16 protein-coding genes are annotated in these 20,004 nt (G+C 36.5%); 14 read left to right on the top strand and 2 right to left on the bottom strand.

The window, feature by feature from the left end; all coding sequences use genetic code 11:
* Positions 1 to 5 precede the first annotated feature (5 nt).
* From IGI65_RS06585 to IGI65_RS06595, 3 genes are all read left to right on the top strand, one after another.
* Positions 6 to 1,127: a glycosyltransferase family 4 protein gene (locus IGI65_RS06585; RefSeq protein WP_438773629.1), complete on the top strand. Its 1,122-nt coding sequence runs from the start codon at positions 6 to 8 to the stop codon at positions 1,125 to 1,127.
* Between the two features lie 114 nt (positions 1,128 to 1,241).
* Positions 1,242 to 3,323, top strand: a complete 2,082-nt coding sequence (locus IGI65_RS06590) for a heavy metal translocating P-type ATPase (RefSeq protein ID WP_438773630.1) — start codon at positions 1,242 to 1,244, stop codon at positions 3,321 to 3,323.
* A 115-nt stretch (positions 3,324 to 3,438) separates the two neighbouring features.
* Positions 3,439 to 3,606, top strand: coding sequence for a hypothetical protein (locus IGI65_RS06595; RefSeq protein WP_438773632.1), 168 nt, complete (start codon positions 3,439 to 3,441; stop codon positions 3,604 to 3,606).
* Between the two features lie 118 nt (positions 3,607 to 3,724).
* Here the strand turns inward: IGI65_RS06595 and IGI65_RS06600 are convergent, their stop codons facing one another.
* Positions 3,725 to 4,330: a TetR/AcrR family transcriptional regulator gene (locus IGI65_RS06600; protein ID WP_438773633.1), complete on the bottom strand. Its 606-nt coding sequence runs from the start codon at positions 4,328 to 4,330 to the stop codon at positions 3,725 to 3,727.
* A 175-nt stretch (positions 4,331 to 4,505) separates the two neighbouring features.
* Here IGI65_RS06600 and IGI65_RS06605 point away from each other — a divergent pair, with 175 nt between their 5' ends.
* Positions 4,506 to 8,750 (top strand): acyl-CoA dehydratase activase-related protein, encoded by a 4,245-nt coding sequence (locus tag IGI65_RS06605; RefSeq protein ID WP_438773634.1) that lies wholly within the window; start codon positions 4,506 to 4,508, stop codon positions 8,748 to 8,750.
* Between the two features lie 210 nt (positions 8,751 to 8,960).
* Positions 8,961 to 9,668, top strand: a complete 708-nt coding sequence (locus IGI65_RS06610) for a GntR family transcriptional regulator (RefSeq protein ID WP_071863649.1) — start codon at positions 8,961 to 8,963, stop codon at positions 9,666 to 9,668.
* A gap of 71 nt (positions 9,669 to 9,739) precedes the next feature.
* On the opposite strand, the gene IGI65_RS06615 is transcribed toward IGI65_RS06610, so the two are convergent.
* The gene (locus IGI65_RS06615) at positions 9,740 to 10,378 is read right to left on the bottom strand and encodes a YigZ family protein (protein WP_438773635.1); all 639 of its coding nucleotides are present in this window, start codon (positions 10,376 to 10,378) and stop codon (positions 9,740 to 9,742) included.
* A gap of 118 nt (positions 10,379 to 10,496) precedes the next feature.
* Here IGI65_RS06615 and IGI65_RS06620 point away from each other — a divergent pair, with 118 nt between their 5' ends.
* From IGI65_RS06620 to ftsX, 9 genes are all read left to right on the top strand, one after another.
* Positions 10,497 to 10,784 carry a DUF7662 domain-containing protein gene (locus IGI65_RS06620; protein WP_071863651.1) on the top strand — a complete coding sequence of 96 codons (288 nt, stop codon included), beginning with the start codon at positions 10,497 to 10,499 and terminating at the stop codon, positions 10,782 to 10,784.
* A gap of 81 nt (positions 10,785 to 10,865) precedes the next feature.
* A complete protein-coding gene (locus IGI65_RS06625) occupies positions 10,866 to 11,189 on the top strand; it encodes a PTS sugar transporter subunit IIB (protein ID WP_071863652.1) in 324 nt (107 codons plus the stop codon).
* Positions 11,190 to 11,359: 170 nt separating this feature from the next.
* Positions 11,360 to 12,670, top strand: coding sequence for a DEAD/DEAH box helicase (locus IGI65_RS06630; protein WP_438773636.1), 1,311 nt, complete (start codon positions 11,360 to 11,362; stop codon positions 12,668 to 12,670).
* Positions 12,660 to 13,340 carry a ComF family protein gene (locus IGI65_RS06635; protein WP_438773637.1) on the top strand — a complete coding sequence of 227 codons (681 nt, stop codon included), beginning with the start codon at positions 12,660 to 12,662 and terminating at the stop codon, positions 13,338 to 13,340. The genes IGI65_RS06630 and IGI65_RS06635 overlap by 11 nt, the downstream gene beginning before the upstream one ends.
* Positions 13,341 to 13,497: 157 nt before the next feature.
* On the top strand, positions 13,498 to 14,052 hold the full coding sequence (gene hpf / locus IGI65_RS06640; RefSeq protein WP_016172483.1) for a ribosome hibernation-promoting factor, HPF/YfiA family: 555 nt from the start codon (positions 13,498 to 13,500) through the stop codon (positions 14,050 to 14,052).
* A gap of 405 nt (positions 14,053 to 14,457) precedes the next feature.
* The gene (gene secA, locus IGI65_RS06645) at positions 14,458 to 16,965 is read left to right on the top strand and encodes a preprotein translocase subunit SecA (protein WP_071863655.1); all 2,508 of its coding nucleotides are present in this window, start codon (positions 14,458 to 14,460) and stop codon (positions 16,963 to 16,965) included.
* A gap of 136 nt (positions 16,966 to 17,101) precedes the next feature.
* A protein-coding gene (gene prfB / locus IGI65_RS06650) for a peptide chain release factor 2 (protein WP_438773638.1) occupies positions 17,102 to 18,215 on the top strand; the annotation gives its coding sequence in 2 pieces (ribosomal slippage) (positions 17,102 to 17,173 and positions 17,175 to 18,215; 1,113 coding nt in all).
* A 102-nt stretch (positions 18,216 to 18,317) separates the two neighbouring features.
* The gene (gene ftsE / locus IGI65_RS06655; protein WP_071863656.1) at positions 18,318 to 19,004 is read left to right on the top strand and encodes a cell division ATP-binding protein FtsE; all 687 of its coding nucleotides are present in this window, start codon (positions 18,318 to 18,320) and stop codon (positions 19,002 to 19,004) included.
* Positions 18,997 to 19,881, top strand: coding sequence for a permease-like cell division protein FtsX (ftsX, locus tag IGI65_RS06660; protein WP_438773639.1), 885 nt, complete (start codon positions 18,997 to 18,999; stop codon positions 19,879 to 19,881). The genes ftsE and ftsX overlap by 8 nt, the downstream gene beginning before the upstream one ends.
* Positions 19,882 to 20,004: the final 123 nt, after the last annotated feature.

The following is a 20,004-nucleotide window of genomic DNA, read 5'->3' on the forward strand; positions in this document are numbered from 1 at the left end:
AGACGATGACTTTTACTTTTCGTTTTATTATCAGGCTCTTTTTGACCATGATAATTTCGTTAATTTTAACGCCGATAGTCAAATTACTAGCTTTTAAAATGGGAGCAGTTGATAAGCCTGGTGCAAGACGAATCAATACGAAAACAATGCCGACAGCTGGTGGGCTTAGTATTTTTATTTCTTTTTCGATTGCACTTTTATGGGAATTTAACGATACATTACCATTAGATAAAGTTTGGCCCATGCTTTTAGGGGCACTCATTATTGTTGTTACTGGACTCATTGATGATATTTTTGAATTAACGCCACTCCAAAAAACTTTAGGAATTACTTTAGCTGCTTTAGAAGCATATTTTGTTGCTGGAATTGAAATAAATACTTTTAGTTTACCTTTTTTTGGACGTTTTGAATTAGGCTGGTTAAGTGTACCGGTAACACTAATATGGATTTTGGCAATCACAAACGCAGTTAATCTAATTGATGGCTTAGACGGCTTAGCATCTGGGGTTTCAATTATCGGCTTGACCACAATCGGTCTAATCAGTTACTTCTTTTTACCCCATACCGGTGTTTTTCTGGCAATTATTATTTTTAGCTTGGTAGCTGCTATCATTGGCTTTTTTCCGTATAATTTTCATCCGGCTACCATCTATTTGGGTGATACTGGGGCCTTATTTCTCGGTTATATGATTGCTATTTTATCTTTACAAGGTTTAAAAAATGCGACTTTTATTACAATTTTAACCCCAATGTTTATTTTGGGCGTTCCCATTACGGATACCGTATATGCAATGATTCGAAGGAAATTTAATAAACAACCAATTTCTTCGGCTGATAAAATGCACTTACACCATCGCTTATTATCACTGGGATTTACGCATCGAGGTGCTGTATTAACAATTTACGCTTTAGCGCTGGTCTTTTCTTTTATTGCATTGCTAATGAATTATGCAAGTACATGGGCAACGGTGCTTCTGATTATCTTTACGGCTGTAGGATTGGAATTATTTATTGAATTAATTGGTTTGGTTGGTGAAAATAGGCAACCGTTAATGTTTGCTTTAAAATTTTTGGGAAATAGAAAATTCCGACAAACCGTTTTATCAAAACATCGTGATAATAAGTAGAAGATTTATCTTTAAAGATAAATCTTCTTTTTTTGCTTGACGTATGAATAGCTGTTCATTTATAATATACATGAACAAACATTCATGTAAACGTTTTGTAAAGAGGTGTGAAAAATGGAATTAAAATATCAATTAAAAGGTTTGGATTGCGCTAACTGCGCAGCAAAAATTGAACGATCTGTATCAAAAGTTGAGGGAGTAAAAAAAGCCCAGGTTGATTTTATGCAGTCAAGTATAGCGATTACTTGTGATTTACAACAGGCAGAAAATGTTGAAATAGCTAGTCAGAAAGCAATCAAAAAAATTGAGCCAGATGTAACAATGGTCAAAAAAGGAACAGAACACGAACACCAACATGAACATGGTCACACTAAACCAAAAGTCATGATGGGGCGTATCTTATTGACAGCAGGAATAATGCTGTTACTTATTTTACTAAAACCGATTGAGCCACTGAATACAATTTTTTATGCGACCATTTATTTATTGATTGGTTATGATATCGTTAAAACGGCTGTATTGAATTTATTTTCCGGTCAACTTTTTGATGAGAATTTTTTGATGACAGTTGCGACCATTGGGGCTTTTTTAATTGGTGATCGACCAGAAGCAGTATTGGTTATGCTGTTGTATCAAATTGGTGAATTTTTCCAAGACTACGCTGTCAATCAATCCAAAAAAAATATTAAAGCATTAATGGATGTGCGTCCAGACAGGGCAAGACTTGTAACCAATAACGGCTTAAAAATCGTGAAACCAGAATCAGTAGCTGTGGGAGATGTTGTGCAAGTAAATCCTGGGGAAAAAATTCCATTAGACGGCACAATTAAAGAAGGTATTGGTTATATTGATACCTCAGCACTAACAGGTGAGTCTATGCCACAACTTGTTGAAGTAGGAAATAAAGTGTTAAGTGGTTCTGTTAATAAAGATACACCTTTAACTATTCAAGTTACCGAATCATTTGGTCAATCGACTGTTAGCAAAATTTTAGATTTAGTAGAAAATGCTAGTAGTAAAAAAGCGCCAGCAGAAAAATTTATTACTAAATTTGCTCGTGTTTACACGCCGATTGTGGTAGGTTTAGCGGTTTTATTAGCTATTATTCCACCTCTTTTTGGTGGTGATTTAAAAGAGTGGATATACCGTGCCTTAACTTTTCTAGTAATCTCTTGTCCATGCGCATTAGTAATTTCAGTTCCACTAAGCTTTTTTGGTGGAATAGGTGGTGCTAGTCGTGCAGGGATTTTAATCAAAGGCTCCAATTATCTAGAAAAATTAGCAAAGGTAGATACAGTTGTTTTTGATAAAACGGGTACATTAACTAAAGGGCAATTTTCTGTTGAAGAGATTGTAACGCTTTGTAAATCGATCCCGATTTTAACTTATGCAAGTGCTTTAGAGCAAAATTCTAGTCACCCGATTGCCCGCTCCATTGTTACTGCCTCAGCAGGTGAAGTTTTACCTGACGTAACAGAAACTAGAGAAATTGCAGGTTTTGGTGTCATGGGAACTATTGAGGGGCAAAAAGTTTTTGTAGGGAATGAAAAATATTTAAAAGAAAACAATATCAGTTTTCCTGCTGTTACAAAAGTCGGCACAATTGTCTACGTGGTGGTAAATGAAAAACTAGCGGGCTATCTCGTTATTAACGATCAGATTAAATCAGATGCAAAAGCCGCTGTGACAAAATTAAAAGCTAATGGCATTAAAAAGACCGTAATGCTAACCGGTGATAGTGAGAAAGTGGCGGCAAGTGTAGGTGGAAAATTAGGCTTAAATCAAGTTTTTGCTCGTTTATTACCGGCTGATAAAGTAGATCATGTTCAAAAATTACGTCAGGCAGGGGGAAAAGTTGCCTTTGTTGGTGATGGAATTAATGATGCGCCTGTGTTAGCAACTGCAGATATTGGTATTGCCATGGGAGGACTCGGAAGTGATGCTGCTATAGAAGCAGCCGATGCGGTAATTATGGATGATAGGCCGACTAAAATTGCTACCGGTATTGAAATTTCTAGAAAAACACTACGAATTGTGAAACAAAATATTGTTTTTGCTTTAGCTATAAAAATATTCTTTTTACTTTTAGGTGCAGGAGGAATAGTGACAATGGGCTGGGCTGTCTTTGCCGATGTCGGGGTTACCTTAATTGCTGTTTTAAACGCTATGCGCTGTTTACGTGTGCCAAAAAAATAAAAAATCCGTATCATTTGCGCTCTTATTTACATTCCTCTAAAATGAAGTTAAGAAGAAATGACTGAGTTTGCATTTGTGATTGGGTAAATGATGTCAAATAAAAGGGGACTTGTAAATGAAGATAACAGACAAAATCACTGAAACTGTGACAGAAACAGTTGAAAAAGTTCGTTATATGTTGAAAAATGAAAGCTATTTTATTAATGTTTCCAAAAAAGGCGTTGATATTAAAAAAGCACGCCCAACCAGACATACAATTAAATGGCAGGCAAAAAATCATTAAAAAGTAGGTTGCATCTGCAACCTACTTTTTTTATAAAGGAAAGCTAGGATTTTTATAAACATTCAGACTGCCATACTAAAATTACTGTTCGAGAGTAGAGGGTAGCCCTTAGCTTCGTTTATTTTTCAATCTCAATTCCTAAAACGGTTAAGTGACCATTTCCAACTAATTTAATGACTAATTTGGCCAGATGTTCAGGTGTCATTTGTGAATCTGTGGTTAACCACCAGTGAAGTGTACCGACAAAAATCGAAGTCATATACTCAATGATAAAATCCATAGGCACTTCAATATCATTTTCGGTAATTTTTAGACGATTAAAAATATCGGCATATTGTTCATTTAAGATATCTGCAATTTTTTTGCGTAAGATTTCATTAGCAGAACCGTCCATGATGGTTAGATAAAATTTACGATTTTCTTGAATATTACTATAAATTTTTGTCATCACTAACTCAATGTGTTTGACCTTAATTAGGTTACCTTTAACTAATTCAGCAGGATTTAAAACAGAGGTAAAAGCTGTTAGAGCATAATCAAAAATTGTTTCATAAAGATCCTGTTTATCCTTGTAATGAGCATAAAAAGTGGCCCGATTAATCATAGCTTCATCGGCGATATCTTGGACTGTAACTTGTTCAAACCCGCTTTTTTCTACTAGATGAATAAATGCGTCAATAATCATTTTGTTGGTTCGTTTAACCCGTAAGTCGGTTTTTTTCATCGAAATTTCCTTTCTAGTTAAACAACAAAAAACGTAAGTTTGTTGTTTATGTCACAAACTACATTTGTTTGTGTATTGTCAAAAAGTGAGCAAGAATTTAAAATAGACATAAGTATTATATCAGACGGATTGTAAGTTAATCAACAAACTGTTGTATAAAAAAAGGATGATACACATGAAACTAAAAGCGGGTATTGACGTAGGTTCAACGACAGTCAAATTAGTCATTTTAAACGAAAAAAATGAAACAATTTTCGCAAAATACGAACGTCACTTTTCCGATGTGAAAAAAGCAACAAGTAAAATTTTAACAGAAGGTAAAGAAGTAATTAAAGATACACCAGTTTCTTTACAAATTACCGGATCTGGGGGGATGGGTTTAGCTGAAGTTTTAGAAATCCCCTTTGTACAAGAAGTGATTGCTTGTACAAAAACGGTTGAAACGATTATTCCTCAAACAGATGTTGTCATTGAATTAGGTGGAGAAGATGCTAAAATCACCTTTTTTGAAGGCGCCCTTGAACAGCGAATGAACGGAAGTTGTGCTGGTGGTACCGGGGCATTTATCGATCAAATGGCAGTACTTTTAAAAACAGATGCCAATGGGGTTAATGAATTAGCGAAAAACTATCAAACAATTTACCCAATTGCTTCACGTTGTGGGGTTTTTGCCAAAACCGATGTCCAACCTTTAATCAATGAGGGTGCAGATAAAGCTGATATTGCGGCGAGTATCTTTCAAGCAGTAGTAAACCAAACGATTGCAGGACTAGCAGCTGGACGAAAAATTAAAGGGAAAGTCGCTTTTTTAGGTGGTCCTTTATATTTCATGTCAGAATTGCGCAAACGCTTTATTGAAACATTAAATATTGCGGCTGAAGATATTGTATTTCCCGAAAATCCGCAGCTATTTGTGGCTATGGGAGCAGCCTTGTTCGCAGAAAATGGGACAGCGACGACTTTAGATGATTTGTTAAATCGTTTGGAAAATGGAGAACAAGATCAATTAAAGCCAACTGATACCTTACAACCGCTATTTAATAGTGAGGAGGAATTAGCAGAATTTAGAGCGCGTCACAGTAAAGCAACGGCAGAAGAGAAGAGTCTTACAGAACATCATGGTGTGGCTTTTTTAGGGATTGATGCAGGCTCTACTACTACCAAAGTGGTGCTAACCGATGATGCTGGCCGTATTTTATTTTCGTTTTATGGTAACAATGAGGGGCAGCCATTAGAAACGACAATGGCAGTCTTAACAGACCTTTATCACAAAATGCCAGCCGATGTTTTTATTGGGAAAGCAGCCGTAACCGGTTATGGCGAACAGTTAATTAAAAATGCGTTAAAAGTGGATATTGGTGAAGTTGAAACAATGGCTCACTACAAAGCTGCCAATCATTTTCAACCAGGTGTGGATTTTATTTTAGATATCGGTGGGCAAGATATGAAAGCCATGACGATTAAAGATGGCGTTTTATCTTCTATTCAACTAAATGAAGCTTGTTCATCTGGTTGTGGTTCTTTTATCGAAACTTTTGCCAAGTCACTTAATTATAATGTGAAAGATTTTGCACTAGCCGCTACCCAGTCAAAAGCACCAGTAGATTTAGGCTCGCGTTGTACCGTTTTTATGAATTCAAAAGTAAAACAAGTACAAAAAGAAGGCGCGAGTGTAGGAGATATTTCAGCGGGACTTTCTTATTCTGTTATTAAAAATGCGATTTATAAAGTTATTAAAATTCGTCGGCCAGAAGAATTAGGAGAGAAAATCGTCTGCCAAGGGGGCACATTTTATAATGAAGCAGTTTTACGTGCCTTTGAAGAAATTTCAGGTCGTCAAGTTGTTCGTCCTTCTATTGCTGGTTTAATGGGAGCTTATGGTGCCGCTTTAATCGCTTTGGAAAATTATGATATTGCCGAAGAAAGTACCATTTTAGATGCCGAAGAACTAGCGACTTTCACAGCAGAAAAAGAATTTACCCACTGCAATTTATGTGAAAATAAATGTCAGTTGACGGTGACGATTTTTTCAGATGGACGTCAGTTTATTACTGGTAACCGGTGTGAACGAGGCGCGAAAATCAAAATTAAAAAAGAAGATCGACGGGTTAATTTGATCGATTATAAATACAAACGGCTTTTCAAATATCGGCCATTGCGTAAAAAAGATGCCATTAGAGGTGTAATTGGTATTCCGCGGGTTTTAAATATGTATGAAAATTATCCGCTCTGGCATACTGTGTTTACCGACTTAGGTTTTAGAGTTCAACTGTCACCACGTTCGAATAAAGCTTTATATGAACAAGGGATGGAAACCATTCCAAGTGATACGGCTTGTTATCCGGCTAAGATTACCCACGGTCATATTCAAGCATTAATCGATCAAGAAGTTCCTTTAATTTTTTATCCTGGTGTCGTGTTTGAACGTCAAGAAAGCCCAGAAGCAGATAATCATTTCAATTGTCCGATTGTCCAAAGTTATCCCGATGTAATTCGCAACAACGTTGATGATATTCGTGAAGGGAAAGTGGATTATCGTAATCCTTTCTTGAATTTAGCCAATGAAGAAGCAGTTGTGACGGTAATGAGTAAAACTTTTGCAGATCTGGGAATTAGTCAAGAGGAAATGGCAGCTGCCGTTCATCATGGTTTTGAAGAGTTGGAAAACTTTAAACAAGCGATTCGCACTAAAGGTGAGGAAACGTTAGCCATGTTACAAGCTAAAGGCGAACGGGGAATCGTTATTTCTGGCCGACCATATCATTTGGATCCTGAAATTAATCATGGAATTAGTGAAGTAATTACTCAAGAAGGTTTCCATGTTTTAACAGAAGATAGTATTTCGCATTTAAGTGATGTTGGCAACTTACGAGTGGTCAATCAGTGGGTTTATCATTCTCGCCTTTATGCAGCGGCAAGAGTGGTAGCAAAGTCCAAAAATCTTGAATTAGTTCAATTAAATTCATTTGGTTGTGGACTAGATGCTGTTACCACAGATCAAGTCGAAGAAATTATGGATCAATACGGTAAGATTTATACTGTTTTAAAAATTGACGAAGGATCTAATTTGGGCGCTATTCGAATTCGTCTGCGCTCGCTAAAAGCTGCTGTAAAAGAACGGGATAAACAAGACTTTACCCCGACTAAACGCTATGACGAACCGGAAAAAATTGTCTTTACTAAAGATATGCGTAAAAAACATACTTTATTATTACCAATGTTAAGTCCAATTCATCAAGATGGTTTAGTCGATGAAGCTTTAAAAGCTTCTGGTTATAATGTGGTTTGTTTACCAGCAGAAGATAAAGATGCGGTCAATGTTGGATTGAAGTATGTGAATAATGATGCTTGTTATCCTGCAATTATTTCAATCGGACAATTAGTCGAAGCACTAGAAAGTGGTAAATACGATTTAGCGAATACGAGTGTCATGATGACGCAAACTGGTGGCGGTTGTCGGGCGACAAATTATATTCCATTGTTGCGCAAAGCATTAAATGACGCAGGCTTCCCCCAAGTCCCAGTAGTTTCTGTTTCAATGGGGAATAAAGGTGTTGAGTCAAATCCTGGCTTCAAGTTTACTTTACCAATGTTAAAACGAGTTGTGGTCGCCTTTTTATATGGTGATTTATTTGAACGCGTTGTCTATCGCACCCGCCCTTATGAACTGGAAAAAGGACAAATTGACCAAATGCACGCGGACTGGTTACAAAAGGTTAAGAAAAATGTGCAGAATGGTTCTTTAACACAATTTAATCGGAACATGAAAAAAATTATTGCCGATTTTGATTCGGTTCCTTTATCAGATGTTGTGAAACCAAAAGTTGGGGTAGTGGGAGAAATCTTAGTGAAATATTCTCCTACCGCTAATAATGATATTGTGCGCTTGTTAGAAGAAGAAGGGGCAGAAGCGGTAGTACCAGATATTATCGGCTTTATGAACTATTCGCTTTACAACCAAATTTGGAAATATGAAAACTTAGGAATGGCTAAAAAAGGTAAAGTTTTAGCAGAGTTTGGGATTCGCTTAATTGAGATGGTGGAACGACCAATGGATAAGGCCTTACGGGCATCAAAACGTTTTGATGGCATTCAATCCATTTATGATTTAGCAGAGGATGCTAGTAAAATTTTATCAATTGGAAATCATACTGGCGAAGGTTGGTTTTTAACAGGTGAAATGATTGAACTACTGAAATCTGGTGTTAATAATATTGTGTGTATGCAACCTTTTGGCTGTCTGCCAAATCATGTGGTTGGTAAAGGAGTAATTAAAGAATTGCGTCATCAATATCCAAAAGCCAATATTGCCGCTATTGATTATGATCCTGGCGTTTCTTTAGTCAATCAATTGAATCGCATTCGTTTAATGATGGCAACTGCTAATAAAATGTTAACAGAAGAAAAAATGTCTGTCTAACTGATAACTATCTGTACCAAAATTTTGACATAAAAGACAAAAATCGGAAAGAAGCCTTGAGAAGAGTTTATTTCAAGGCTTCTTTTATCTACTATTAATCAAATTGGAAAGAGAAAATTTGCTAATTAGGTATATACCAGTTATAATGATGATACGATTTTGATGAGAAAATTATTTTAAAAGTGAGCTTAATTGAAGGAGAAATTATTAATGTCTGATAGTTTACCAATTTATATCCAGATTCACGATCAAATTAAAGCCAAAATTGAAAAAGGTGGCTGGAAGATCGGGGATCGTTTGCCTTCTGAAAGAGAATTGGCAACGCAATTTAATGTGAGTCGGATGACGCTAAGACAGGCGATTCAGACTTTAGCCGATGAGGGAATTTTAGAAAGAAAAATTGGCTCTGGAACTTATGTAGCGCGTCAAAAAGTGCAAGAAAAAATGACAGGTACCACCAGTTTTACAGAAATTATGTTGTCACAAGGAAGAGAGCCTTCTAGTAAAGTAGTCTCTTATTTTATGACAGCACCGAGCTCTTCTGAAATGGAAAAATTAAAATTAGCACCTGAAGAAGGAATTTTGCGCATGGAGCGTATTCGCTATGCTGATGATGTGCCCATTTGTTTTGAAGTCGCGAGTATTCCAGAACACTTAATTAAAGATTACAGTAAAGCAGAAATTACTACGTCTTTTTATAAAACGTTGGAAGAAAAAGGCGGCTTAAAAATTGGAGGCGCCAATCAAACTATTTCTGCTATGTTAGCATCAGAGCAAATTGCAGAATTTTTGAAAATTAAACGTGGGGATGCTATTTTACGAATGCGTCAAATCTCTTATTTAGAAGATGGGGCACCTTTTGAATATGTACGGACACAATATGTCGGCAATCGCTTTGAATTTTATTTAGAAAAATAAAAACCTTAGTTTATGCTACTAAAAGTAAAGCTATCAAATAGCGAGCTTTTAGACATAAACTAAGGTTTGTTTTATTGTGAAACTAAAATCTCATGATATTTTTTAGCTCCTAGCGAAAACGCGACTTGACCATTTAGTAACTCGGTAATATTTTGTTGAAAAGTCTCTACTTGGGATTCATCAATCATACATGTAATCAACACAGCCGCTGTAAAATGGGTGTCTAAAATCGCAATTTGATTATTTGCTAAATAATTTTGTAATTTATCAAATAATGGATAGGCAATGGTTAAGAAAACTTCTTGCTGAAGTTTTCCTTCGATGATTCCGATTTCAGCAATTGCGTGCGAAACGGCATGGGAATAGGCACGAATTAATCCGCCAGACCCCAATTTGATACCACCAAAATAACGGGTGACAACTGCAGCAACATTAATCAACTCTTTTTTTACTAGCACTTCTAGCATAGGAATACCGGCAGTGCCACTAGGTTCGCCATCATCACTACTGCGCTTAATTTCACTTTTTTCCCCAATAACAAAGGCGCTACAATTATGTGTGGCTTTATGATGTTCTTTTTTGACACTTTGGATAAATTCTCTAGCTTGGTTTTCTGTTTCTACGCGTTTTAAGGTACAGATAAACCGCGATTTTTTTATTTCAATTTCTGCTTTTCCATCTTGTTGTAAGGTAAGATAGTGATCAATCATGAATAAACTCCTTGGTCTTTCTTTTCTTTTTAGTATAGAAAAAATGAGAAAAAGTTGCAAATAGCTAATGGTTGCACTTTTTACCTGATTTAAGGGATAATTAGAAGAGGTGATTTTCATGGCACGAAAATATGATGTTATTACGCATTATTTAAAAACAAACGGTGGATCACAAGTGACATTAACTTTTACGCAGTTTGATGAACTACTATTTCCAGCTACAGGACTGCCTAAAAGTGCCCGTAAAACTAAAGAATGGTGGGCCAATGATTATCATCATCCGGAAAAAGGTGCATACGCATGGTTAAATGCTGGATATGAAGTTGTTTATGTTAATTTAGACAAAGAATATGTTGTCTTTAATAAGTTAGTAAAAGCCAAATGGCTACTTAAAAGCGATAATTAGTAAGCGTTGACAAAATATTTTGTTATCTTATAATTAATATAAGCAAAAATCTTAAAATCATGGTTTCAGGAGGAAATGAAAATGGCTAAAAAAACAATTATGTTGGTTTGCTCAGCGGGGATGAGTACCAGTTTATTAGTGACAAAAATGCAAAAAGCTGCAGAAGCACAAGGCGTTGAAGCAGATGTGTTTGCAGTTTCTGCGTCAGATGCGGATAATTCTTTAGAAAGTAAACCCGTAGATGTTTTGTTACTTGGCCCCCAAGTTCGCTTTATGAAAGCTGATTTTGAAAAGCGCTTGGCACCAAAGAACATTCCTTTAGAAGTTATTAATATGGCGGATTATGGCATGATGAATGGTGAAAATGTTTTAAAACAAGCAATGACATTGATTGAAAATAAATAAGTTTCTTTTTATCTGTAAAAATGACAAAAAATGAAAGTGGACCTCTTAAGTTAGCTTAAAAAACTAATTTAAGGGGTCTTTTTTAGCTTATGATGTTAAAAGATCAGTAAAAATTTGCTCATTAAATTATACTTTTCTTTTTTTGCGTATAGTTTTTTGAGGTGATTTATATGAAATTTTATCCAGGCTATCAATACGTATGCCAAGTAACTGAATTTGAAAGGGAATCTGATCTAATAGTACAAAAAGGTCTCATAAAAGATGGAAAAAATTATCGTTGCCAGCGCTGCAATACTTCCTTTTTGGCCCATGAAAATCGTTTGCCCGATGGAAGGTATTATTGTCGGGAATGCCTTTTACTTGGTAGGGTTACTTCTTCTCATTATTTAGTAACAAAACCAATTAAAAAACCTGTGAAAAAAGCTGTAACTTTTTGTTTTAAAGGAAAGCTAACACCAGCCCAAGAAAAAATTAGTCAAGGCCTGGTGCAAAATTTTATAAAGCAAAAAAATAGCCTAGTTTACGCGGTGACAGGGGCAGGGAAGACAGAAATGTTGTTTTCTTTACTTTATTACTGTTTAACTGAGGGGTTAACTGTTGCGTTTTGCAGTCCGCGCGTAGATGTATGCTGTGAAATTCAGCCGCGTCTGCAACAAGTTTTCCCTAAGCTATCTGTAGGGTTACGTTATTATGGAGCAAAACCTTATGAGCCGACGCCACTCTTAGTTTGTACGACACATCAATTACTGTATTTTAAAGCTGCTTTTCATCTGATTGTTGTCGATGAAATTGATGCGTTTCCTTATGCCCATGATAAAAAATTGCATTTTGCAGTTTCAAATGCTTTACATGAATCAGGGGCATCAGTCTTTTTGAGTGCAACACCTAGTGAACTTGAAATCAAAAAAGCACAACAGCAAGCGGGCCTATTTTGCCTACCAGCGCGGTATCATCGCCGTAAGCTACCTGTGCCAAAGCTGGTGCGAATAAAAAAGCAATCCTTACCACTGACATTTAGAAATAAACGTGTTTTTCTGCAATGGATTAAACATTTATTATTGCACAATCATATACTTTTATTTTGTGCCAGTATTAGCCAGTTGAAAGCGATGGAAGAATTTTTAAAAAAGGAAGTAGGAAAAGATGCTGTCGGCAGTGTTCATGCAGCAGATCCTAAGCGTCAAGAAAAAATTTCCGATATGCGACAAAATGCATTTCAAATTTTTTGTTGCTCGACTATCTTAGAAAGAGGCGTGACCTTTTCCAATGTTTCAGTTTTGGTTTTTGAGGCAGATCATCAAATTTTTACCAAAGCGACATTGTTACAAATCGCAGGTCGTGCGGATCGTAAGGGGGAATTTTCTCATAGCGAGATTATCTTTTGTTTTAGTCAGATGACACCTGCACTAAAAGGAGCGATTAAAGAAATCAAAGAGTTAAATCAAAAAGCTCAAAAGGCAGGGTTGCTTAATGAAGTGTAGCAATTGCGGACAAAAAATTTTACGAAATCTTTTAATTCAAGAGATTATCTTTCCTTGGCTAATTCCAACGTGGGAAATATGTCAAACCTGTCAGTCTGCTTTTCAAAAAATTGAAATAAAAAAAGCCTGTCCTGGCTGTATGCGCCCGAATTGTGCCAGTCTTTGCTTTGACTGCCAACGGTGGCGCGAAATTTATCCCCAATTTACTTTGCAACACCAAGCGCTTTATCATTATAATGCTGCTTTTCAAGACTGGTTGTATCGTTATAAATTTGGCGGAGACTACAATTTAGCTTGGACGTTTGCCAAACCAATTAAAGAAAAATTGAAAAAATATCGTAGCTTTACAATTGTCCCCTTACCGCTATCAAAAGCACGTCAAAAAGAACGTGGTTTTAATCAGGTAGAAGCATTTTTAAAAGCAGCCAATATTTCGTATCAAAATTTACTAATGCGTCAGCATCACGATACTCCCCAAGCCCTAAAAACGCGCCAAGAACGTCTGGCGTTACAACAACCTTATCAGATAGCATTAAATCAATCTGTTAGCGGTAAAAAAATCGTTTTAGTCGATGATGTTTATACGACTGGTCGGACGATTTATCACGGTGTAGAACTCTTATCTCAATTGGGTGTAAAAGAGGTTGTAACTTTTACATTAGCTCGTTAAACCACTAAAATGTAAGTTTTTTGGGATTTGAGAAATTCATGAATTTGTTAGCGTTTAACTTTGCAAAAAGGTTAGAGTTCGATATAATAATAGTAAGAAGAAGGCAAAAGAGTGGTCCTTTTACCTTCTTTAGTGGTAGACGAAAGGGGCAATTGTTATGTTTAGATACAATGTACGCGGAGAAAATATTGAAGTTACCGAAGCTATTCGCGATTATGTAGAAAAAAAAGTCGGAAAATTAGAGCGTTACTTTACAGACGCACCTGATGCAACGGCTCATGTGAATTTAAAAGTCTATACTGAAAAAACAGCGAAAGTAGAAGTGACTATCCCACTACCATATTTGGTATTGCGCGCAGAAGAAACTTCACCAGATTTATATGCAAGTATTGATTTGGTCGTTGATAAATTAGAACGTCAAATTCGCAAATTCAAGACAAAAATTAATCGTAAATCACGCGAAACAGCAGTACCGACAGCAGAAGCGGCTGTTTTGTTTAACAATGAAGCAGGCGACGACGAAACAGAAGCAGCATTAGATATCGTTCGGACAAAACGCTTATCCTTAAAACCAATGGATAGTGAAGAAGCTGTTTTACAAATGAATATGTTAGGACACAACTTCTTTATTTTCGAGGATGCTGAAACAAACGGCACAAGCATCGTTTACCGCCGTAAAGATGGTAAATATGGATTAATCGAAACAAACTAATAAGAGTCTTAGCCAGACAGTGATGCTGTCTGGCTTTTTTATTGGGCAAAATCCTTTTTAATTATTAAAATAGTATAAAAATTCGCAGTTAAAGGCTCCAGCAGGATTTGTAGTTACTATAATGCTTATTACTGCTTTTTTAATAGAGCAAGTAAACCAGACTAGCTTCTATTTCTTTCCTTAGGTAAAAAAGAATTAGGCAGGTGCGATAAAATATCTTTATGCGCGTTAACTAGTTCTATAACCTATTTTTAAAATGAGTAGTAAAAATAAAGATTAAATTGTAGCAAAGCTTTTTTGTTTCTAATGCTAAGTATTTCATTTGTTTCAACTTAATGCTAAAATATACGGGAGAGTTTCTAATTTGAAACGAGAATTGATGCAAAGAAGGGGAATTATTCACTAATGGCCAACTTTATACGTAAGTTAATTGAAAATGATAAAAAAGAATTAAAACGTTTGGATAAAATTGCCAATGAAGTAGAAACATTTGCTGACCAAATGGCCGCTTTATCTGATGTTCAATTAAAAGAAAAAACCGATGAATTTCGGGCCCGTTACCAAAAAGGCGAAACACTTGATCAGCTTTTACCAGAAGCTTTTGCCGTGGTACGAGAAGCTGCAAAACGCGTTTTAGGTTTATATCCATATCACGTCCAATTAATGGGTGGGATTGTGTTACATGATGGGAATATTTCAGAAATGCGTACTGGTGAAGGGAAAACATTGACTGCAACCATGCCTGTTTATTTAAACGCTTTAAGTGGTGAAGGGGTACACGTTGTAACCGTCAATGAATATTTAGCAACGCGTGACTCCCAAGAGATGGGTGAGTTGTATAACTTTTTAGGTATGACAGTTGGGTTAAATATCAACTCCAAAACACCGGAAGAAAAACGGGCAGCCTATGCTTGTGATATTACTTACTCAACGAATAATGAATTAGGTTTTGACTATTTACGAGACAATATGGTAGTTTATCGCAATCAAATGGTTCAACGTCCTTTAAATTACGCTGTTGTCGATGAAGTGGACTCCATTTTAATTGATGAAGCAAGAACACCATTAATCATTTCTGGACAAGCAGAAAAATCGACTGCTCTTTATACTCGCGCCGATAATTTTGTTAAACGCTTAAAAGAAGAGGAAGATTATAAGATTGATATTCAATCCAAAACGATTGGCTTAACAGAAGCTGGAATTGAAAAAGCCGAAGAAAACTTTGGCTTAAAAAATCTGTATGATATTGAAAATACTGCTTTGACACATCATTTGGATAACGCTTTACGCGCAAATTATATTATGATTCGCGACTTTGATTACGTTGTTCAAGAAGGAAAAGTTTTAATCGTTGACCAATTTACTGGTCGGATTATGGATGGCCGTCGTTATTCTGATGGCTTGCATCAAGCGATCGAAGCAAAAGAAGGCGTTGAAATTGAAGACGAAACAAAAACAATGGCTACGATTACCTTCCAAAACTATTTTAGAATGTATAAAAAATTAGCTGGGATGACGGGTACGGCTAAAACAGAAGAAGAAGAATTCCGCGAAATTTATAACATGCAAGTTATTCAAATTCCAACAAATCAACCAGTTGTACGGGATGACCGCCCTGATTTGTTATATCCAAATCTTAATAGTAAATTTCATGCTGTTGTAAAAGATATCAAAGAACGTTACCGCAAAGGGCAACCGGTCCTAGTCGGAACTGTCGCTGTTGAAACTTCGGAATTGTTATCTAATATGTTGGATAAAGAAAAAGTGCCCCATGAAGTTTTAAATGCCAAAAACCATTTTAAAGAAGCAGAAATTATCTTAAACGCCGGTCAAAAAGGTGCAGTCACAATCGCTACTAATATGGCGGGGCGGGGGACCGATATTAAATTGGGTCTTGGTGTTGCTGAATTAGGTGGTTTGGCGGTAATTGGGACAGAACGTCATGAATCACGCCGGATTGATAACCAATTACGGGGCCGTTCAGGTCGTCAAGGTGATCCAGGGGTTTCACAATTTTATTTATCTCTTGAAGATGACTTGATGAAACGCTTTGGTTCTGAACGTATTAAAGCCTTTATGGAACGGATGAACTTAGATGAAGAAGATCAAGTAATCCAAAGCAAGATGCTAACAAAACAAGTTGAATCTGCTCAAAAACGCGTAGAAGGTAATAACTATGACACTCGTAAAAATGTCTTGCAATACGATGATGTGATGCGGGAACAACGGGAAGTTATCTACGGACAACGTCAAGAAGTAATTATGGAAGAAAATGACTTGTCACAAACGTTAATGAACATGGTGAAACGCACAATTAGTCGAGTAGTAGATGCTCATACACAAGTTGAAGACAAGAGTCAATGGAACCTTGATGGGATTGTTGACTTTGCTGGCAATGCGATTGTACATGAAGATAGTATTTCAACTGCTGATTTAGAAAACAAAACACCAGAAGAAATGAAAACTTTCTTAATGGATAAAGCACAAGCTATCTTTGAACAAAAACAAGAACAACTAAACAGCCAAGAACAGTTACTTGAATTTGAAAAAGTTGTCATTTTACGGGTAGTAGACTCTAAATGGACAGATCATATTGATGCAATGGATCAATTACGTCAATCCATTGGGTTAAGAGCGTATGGTCAAAATAACCCATTAGTAGAATATCAAACAGAAGGCTATACGATGTTTGAAGATATGGTTGGGGCCATTGAATATGAAGTTACACGTCTATTTATGAAAGCTGAGATTCGCCAAAATGTGCAACGGGAACAAGTGGCACAGGGACAAGCGGAACAAGAAGAACAACCACAACCTCAAAAACCGCAACAAGTAAAAAAAGTGGGACGAAATGATCCATGTCCTTGCGGAAGTGGCAAAAAGTACAAAAACTGTCACGGTAAAAATGCATAGTTTAAAAATGAAATAAAATAAGGCTGGTACGCGACTTGTACCAGCCTTATCTTTTGGTTATGATAGAAACGACAAATTACATTGCAATGGTATAATAAATTAAAAATAAAAGAACTTTTAACAGGAGGAACTTTCAATGGAATTAAATGAAATGAAGCAGCAATTGACTGCAATGAAAGAACAAATTCAATCTTTTAGGAGGTCTCTTTGACTTAGATGAGTTAGAAGAGTCCATTGCTGAAGCAGAAAATCAAATGGCTGAACCGGGTTTTTGGGACGATACCCAAAATGCCCAAAGAGTTATTAATGAAAACAATGCTAATAAAGCGACATATGATCAATTCAACCAATTGGCGGAAGAAGAAGAAGAATTAGCTGTGATGGTTGAAATGTTAGAAGAAGAAAACGATGCAGAAATGGCAGCTGAACTGGAAGCAAGATTACCGGCGCTAAAAGAAAAATTGCAGACGTATGAGCTTTCGTTACTATTAGATGAACCTTATGATCACAATAATGCGATTTTAGAATTGCATCCAGGCGCAGGTGGTACAGAATCGCAAGACTGGGGAAGTATGCTTTTACGGATGTATACACGCTGGGCAGAAAAACATGGATATCAAGTCGAAACGCTCGATTATCAAGCTGGCGATGAAGCGGGAATTAAAAGTGTCACGCTTTTAATTAAAGGACACAATGCTTTTGGTTATTTGAAATCAGAACGAGGAGTTCATCGTCTAGTTCGCATTTCTCCTTTTGATTCTAACGCTAGACGTCATACCTCTTTTTGTTCGGTTGATGTAATGCCAGAACTAGATGACACAATCGATATTGCAATTAATCCGGATGATTTAAAAGTTGATACATACCGCGCTAGTGGTGCGGGTGGTCAGCATATCAATAAAACGGAGTCTGCTGTACGGATTACTCATATTCCAACTGGTGTCGTAGTTGCTAGCCAAGCGCAACGCTCTCAACTAAAAAATAGAGAACAAGCAATGGGCATGTTAAAAGCAAAATTGTATCAATTAGAAGTTGAGAAAAAAGAACAAGAAGCCGCTGCTTTAAGAGGCGAACAGTTAGAAATTGGATGGGGCTCACAGATTCGCTCGTATGTTTTCCATCCTTATTCCATGGTAAAAGACCATCGTAGCAATTATGAAACCGGCAATGTGACAGCTGTCATGGATGGTGATTTAGATGGCTTTATTGATGCTTTCTTAAAATTGAAATTACGACAAGCAGAACAATAAGTTTCTTTTAAATGAAATCAAAATGTAAACTTATGAAAGATTACTGCAATATTGACATGGTATAATGAGCGGGTATGAAAAAAATGAGATGGAGAGATAGCCATGATTGAAATGAAGGATGTAATGAAGAAGTACTCTAATGGTACGACTGCCATCCGTAATATCACCATCGATATTGATCAAGGTGAGTTTGTTTATGTGGTCGGTCCTTCCGGCGCAGGTAAATCAACCTTTATTAAATTGATGTATCGAGAAGAAAAAGCTACCAAAGGCGTTTTGAATGTCGCTGGTTATGATTTATTAAAAATCAAAAACAAGGAAGTTCCTTTGTTGCGCCGCGAAATTGGCGTCGTTTTCCAAGATTACAAATTGTTACCAAAAAAGACTGTTTACGAAAATGTAGCTTATGCGATGCAAGTAATTGGTCGTAAACCACGGGATATTAAAAAACGGGTAATGGAAGTTTTAGACTTAGTTGGTTTAAAGCATAAAGTCCGCGTTTTCCCAAGTGAATTATCTGGTGGGGAGCAACAACGGGTCTCTATTGCCCGCGCTATTGTCAATACCCCCAAAGTGTTAATTGCCGATGAACCAACCGGTAATCTAGACCCTGAAAATTCATGGGAAATTATGAAATTATTAGACCGCATTAACGGACAAGGAACTACCATTGTAATGGCAACTCACAATAGTACGATTGTAAATACGATTAGACACCGAGTTATTGCCATTGAAAATGGTCGCATTATTCGCGACCAAGCGGAAGGAGAATATGGTTACGATGATTAGAACTTTTTTCCGCCACTTGTTGGAAAGTATTAAGAGTTTAAAACGTAATGGTTGGATGACAATTGCTTCTGTCAGCGCGGTTACCATTACGTTAACGTTAGTGGGAATTTTCATGGGTGTCATTATGAATGCCACTAAATTGGCACAAGATATTGAAAAAAACGTTGACGTCTCAGTCTTTGTGGATATTGGAACAAAGCAGGCCGATATGGATAAGCTAAAGACCGAACTAGAAGGTTTGGACCATGTTAAAGGAGTTCACTTTTCTAGTAAAGCAGATGAATTAAAGAAAATTCAAGATGCAATGGGAGATGCATGGCAACAATTTGAAGGAGATAGTAATCCTCTTTACGATGTATATGTTGTCAGTGCAGAAAACCCGCAATATACCAAAAACATTTCCAAAGAAGCTGGCGAACTGAGCAATGTTTTTAAAGCTGATTATGGTGGTACCAATTCAGATCGTATCTTTAAAATTGCCGATGCGGTAAAAACATGGGGATTAGCGGCTGCTGTTCTTTTAGTCTTTGTTGCGATGTTTTTAATTTCAAATACGATTCGGATTACCATTTTATCACGGCAAAGAGAAATTCAAATTATGCGCTTAGTAGGTGCTAAAAATGGTTACATCCGTTGGCCGTTCTTTTTAGAAGGTGGCTGGATTGGTTTATTAGGTTCAATCGTACCGGTCTTGATTATGGTATTTGGTTATAATCAAGTTTATCGCTGGGTGAACCCGTCATTACTTCGTTCTAACTACAGTTTATTAGCACCGGACACATTTACTTGGCAAATTTGTCTTTTAATGGTGGTCGTAGGTGTTGTGATTGGCTCAATTGGTTCGGTAATGTCAATGCGTCGTTTCTTAAAAGTTTAATTATCATAATAAGAGCTGTGGCAAAAGCGCCACAGCTCTTTTTCAAATAAACAGGCTAATAAAAACAGCTTCTTTTAAGCAAAGTTCAATTTAACTAGCTCTTTTTTTTGATAAAAGGTATAT

It is taken from the genome of Enterococcus sp. DIV0755b (genome assembly GCF_051713765.1).
Classification (GTDB): Bacteria; Bacillota; Bacilli; order Lactobacillales; family Enterococcaceae; genus Enterococcus_C; species Enterococcus_C canintestini.

Excerpts from the sequence above, each read along its gene's own strand:
- IGI65_RS06605 (WP_438773634.1), top strand. The coding sequence starts at position 4,506 with ATGAAACTAAAAGCGGGTATTGACGTAGGTTCAACGACAGTCAAATTA.
- IGI65_RS06610 (WP_071863649.1), top strand. The coding sequence starts at position 8,961 with ATGTCTGATAGTTTACCAATTTATATCCAGATTCACGATCAAATTAAA.
- IGI65_RS06635 (WP_438773637.1), top strand. The coding sequence starts at position 12,660 with ATGAAGTGTAGCAATTGCGGACAAAAAATTTTACGAAATCTTTTAATT.
- IGI65_RS06590 (WP_438773630.1), top strand. The coding sequence starts at position 1,242 with ATGGAATTAAAATATCAATTAAAAGGTTTGGATTGCGCTAACTGCGCA.
- hpf (WP_016172483.1), top strand. The coding sequence starts at position 13,498 with ATGTTTAGATACAATGTACGCGGAGAAAATATTGAAGTTACCGAAGCT.
- IGI65_RS06620 (WP_071863651.1), top strand. The coding sequence starts at position 10,497 with ATGGCACGAAAATATGATGTTATTACGCATTATTTAAAAACAAACGGT.
- IGI65_RS06595 (WP_438773632.1), top strand. The coding sequence starts at position 3,439 with ATGAAGATAACAGACAAAATCACTGAAACTGTGACAGAAACAGTTGAA.
- secA (WP_071863655.1), top strand. The coding sequence starts at position 14,458 with ATGGCCAACTTTATACGTAAGTTAATTGAAAATGATAAAAAAGAATTA.
- IGI65_RS06630 (WP_438773636.1), top strand. The coding sequence starts at position 11,360 with ATGAAATTTTATCCAGGCTATCAATACGTATGCCAAGTAACTGAATTT.
- ftsE (WP_071863656.1), top strand. The coding sequence starts at position 18,318 with ATGATTGAAATGAAGGATGTAATGAAGAAGTACTCTAATGGTACGACT.
- IGI65_RS06600 (WP_438773633.1), bottom strand. The coding sequence starts at position 4,330 with ATGAAAAAAACCGACTTACGGGTTAAACGAACCAACAAAATGATTATT.
- ftsX (WP_438773639.1), top strand. The coding sequence starts at position 18,997 with ATGATTAGAACTTTTTTCCGCCACTTGTTGGAAAGTATTAAGAGTTTA.
- IGI65_RS06615 (WP_438773635.1), bottom strand. The coding sequence starts at position 10,378 with ATGATTGATCACTATCTTACCTTACAACAAGATGGAAAAGCAGAAATT.
- IGI65_RS06625 (WP_071863652.1), top strand. The coding sequence starts at position 10,866 with ATGGCTAAAAAAACAATTATGTTGGTTTGCTCAGCGGGGATGAGTACC.
- IGI65_RS06585 (WP_438773629.1), top strand. The coding sequence starts at position 6 with ATGACTTTTACTTTTCGTTTTATTATCAGGCTCTTTTTGACCATGATA.